This is a genomic window from Bordetella petrii (assembly GCF_020991325.1).
Taxonomy (GTDB): Bacteria; Pseudomonadota; Gammaproteobacteria; order Burkholderiales; family Burkholderiaceae_B; genus Bordetella_A; species Bordetella_A petrii_E.
The window spans coordinates 1-2,142 of record NZ_JAJMLX010000450.1 but is presented as its reverse complement, the minus strand read 5'-3'; the positions used below and the strand labels follow the sequence as shown (position 1 = coordinate 2,142).

Genomic DNA, 2,142 nt, shown 5'->3' with positions numbered 1-2,142 from the left:
GGTTCGCTGCAAGAGCAGGCGCAGCAGTTGTCCGAGGCGGTGGCGGTGTTCAAGATCAATGCCGGCGAAGTCATCGAAGTGCCCGCCCAGCAGCTTGGCGGCAAATACACCGCTCCTATGGTGGCCCATGCCTGAGTAGGCCGCTCATCCCCCCGAAATTGCGCCGGCTAGCCGGCGCTTTTTTTACCTGGCGCCTTTGGCGCTGGCTGCATCGAGGTGGAAGAGCAAACCGGGTATCACCGGGTGTCTGGCTCCCGTCAGGGTGCCAGACACCTGGCTGTGCCCGAGAGAACCCGCCGCGGGTCTCTACCGGGCCCGGCTTCAAATGCCCGCCAGCCCGGCCGCCACTTCGCTCATGACACGCAGGCCGTCGCGGAACAGGCCTTCCAGGAAGGGGGCCGACTGCGGCAGCACCACCATCAACAGCACCATCCCCGCGATCAGGCTGACCGGAAAACCCACGGCGAACACCGACAGTTGCGGTGCGGCGCGGTTCAGGATGCCCATGGCCAGGTTGATGATCAGCAGGGCGCAGATCAGGGGCAGGGCCAAAAGCAGGCCCGATACGAAGATGGTTTCGCCCCATTGCGCCAGCAGGCCCCAGCCATTGCGGTCCAGCCCCATCTCGGCCAGGGGCAGGGTGTCGAACGAGCGCACTAGCGCCGCCAGTACCAGCAGATGCCCGTCCAGCGCCAGGAACACCAGCATCGCCACGATGTTGAACAGCCTCGACAGCACCGCCGTGTTGGCCCCCGTTGCCGGGTCGAAGAACGATGCGAACGATAGGCCCATCTGCAGGCCCACGAACTCGCCCGCCGTTTGCACGGCCGCGAATACCACCCGCATGGCAAAGCCCATGGCCACCCCTATCAGCACCTGCTGGGCCAGCAGCAACAGCGCCGCGAAGGAGCTGGGAGGAATCGCGGGAGGAGGCGGCAGCCCGGGGGCTACGGCGGCCGTCAGCATGAACGCCAGGCCTACCTTGACGCGCGTGGGGATAGTGGATTCCGAGAACAGCGGGGCGCTGCCCACCAGGGCCAGGATGCGAGCGAACGGCCACACGAATTGCAGCAGCCAGGCGTCCAGTTGTTGCTGGGTGAATTCGAACATGGGGTGCCCGGCGGCGGCCTTGCGCGAGGCCGGAGCCTACGACACCAGCAGCGGGATCTGGCCGATCAGCTGGCGGATATAGTCGGTCATCAAGCCCAGCAGCCACGGGCCCAGCAGCACCAGCACGCCGCACATGGCCAGCAGCTTGGGAATGAACGACAGGGTCATTTCGTTGATCTGCGTGGCGGCCTGGAACACCGCGATGATCAGGCCCACCGCCAGGGTCACCAGCAGCAGGGGGCCGGCCATGGCCAGGGCGATCTTCAGCGCCTGGTATGTCATGGACATGACGGTTTCAGCAGTCATGGCGGCCCCTTTATTGGTAAAAACTGCCAGCCAGCGAGCCCAGCAGCAGGTTCCAGCCGTCGGCCAGCACGAACAGCATCAGCTTGAACGGCAGAGAAACCGTCACGGGCGGCACCATCATCATGCCCAGCGCCATCAGCACGCTGGCCACTACCAGGTCGATGATCAGGAACGGAATGAAGATGGTGAAGCCTATCTGGAAGGCGGTCTTGAGTTCGCTGGTGATGAAGGCGGGCACCAGAATCCGCATGGGCACCTGGGAAGGATCTTCCAGCGCCGGCTGGTTGGCCAGGTTGGCGAACAGCAGAAGGTCGTTTTCGCGCGTCTGGTGCAGCATGAAAGTGTGCAGCGGCGCGGCCGCGCGCTCGACGGCGGTTTCGAAGGGAATGCTGCCTTCCGACAGCGGCTGGTAGGCCTCGGCGTAGATGCGGTCGAATACCGGCGACATGGTGTAGAACGTCAGGAACAGCGCCAGCCCGATCAGCACGTGGTTGGGCGGCGACATCGCCGTGCCCAGCGCGCTGCGCAGCAGGCCCAGCACGATGATGATGCGGGTGAAGCCGGTCATCATCAGCAGCGCCGCGGGCAGGAACGACAGCGAGGTCATCAGCAGCAGGGTCTGCATGCTGAGAGAATAAGTCTGCGAGCCGTTCGGGCCCGGGGTGGCCGTCAGGGCCGGCAGCGTGGCCTGCGCGACGGCGCCGGCGGGAAACAGCGCCAGCCCGG

3 protein-coding genes are annotated in these 2,142 nt (G+C 65.4%); all 3 read right to left on the bottom strand.

Features of this window, described 5'->3' with window-relative positions; genetic code table 11:
• Nucleotides 1-321 precede the first annotated feature (321 nt).
• The 3 genes from fliR to fliP are packed head-to-tail and all read right to left on the bottom strand — an operon-like array spanning nt 322 to nt 2,137.
• The gene (fliR, locus tag LPZ50_RS24390) at nt 322-1,110 is read right to left on the bottom strand and encodes a flagellar biosynthetic protein FliR (protein ID WP_230665423.1); all 789 of its coding nucleotides are present in this window, start codon (nt 1,108-1,110) and stop codon (nt 322-324) included.
• A gap of 36 nt (nt 1,111-1,146) precedes the next feature.
• Nucleotides 1,147-1,416 (bottom strand): flagellar biosynthesis protein FliQ, encoded by a 270-nt coding sequence (fliQ, locus tag LPZ50_RS24385; RefSeq protein ID WP_230665422.1) that lies wholly within the window; start codon nt 1,414-1,416, stop codon nt 1,147-1,149.
• A 10-nt stretch (nt 1,417-1,426) separates the two neighbouring features.
• Nucleotides 1,427-2,137 carry a flagellar type III secretion system pore protein FliP gene (gene fliP / locus LPZ50_RS24380; RefSeq protein ID WP_230665424.1) on the bottom strand — a complete coding sequence of 237 codons (711 nt, stop codon included), beginning with the start codon at nt 2,135-2,137 and terminating at the stop codon, nt 1,427-1,429.
• Between the last annotated feature and the right edge of the window lie 5 nt (nt 2,138-2,142).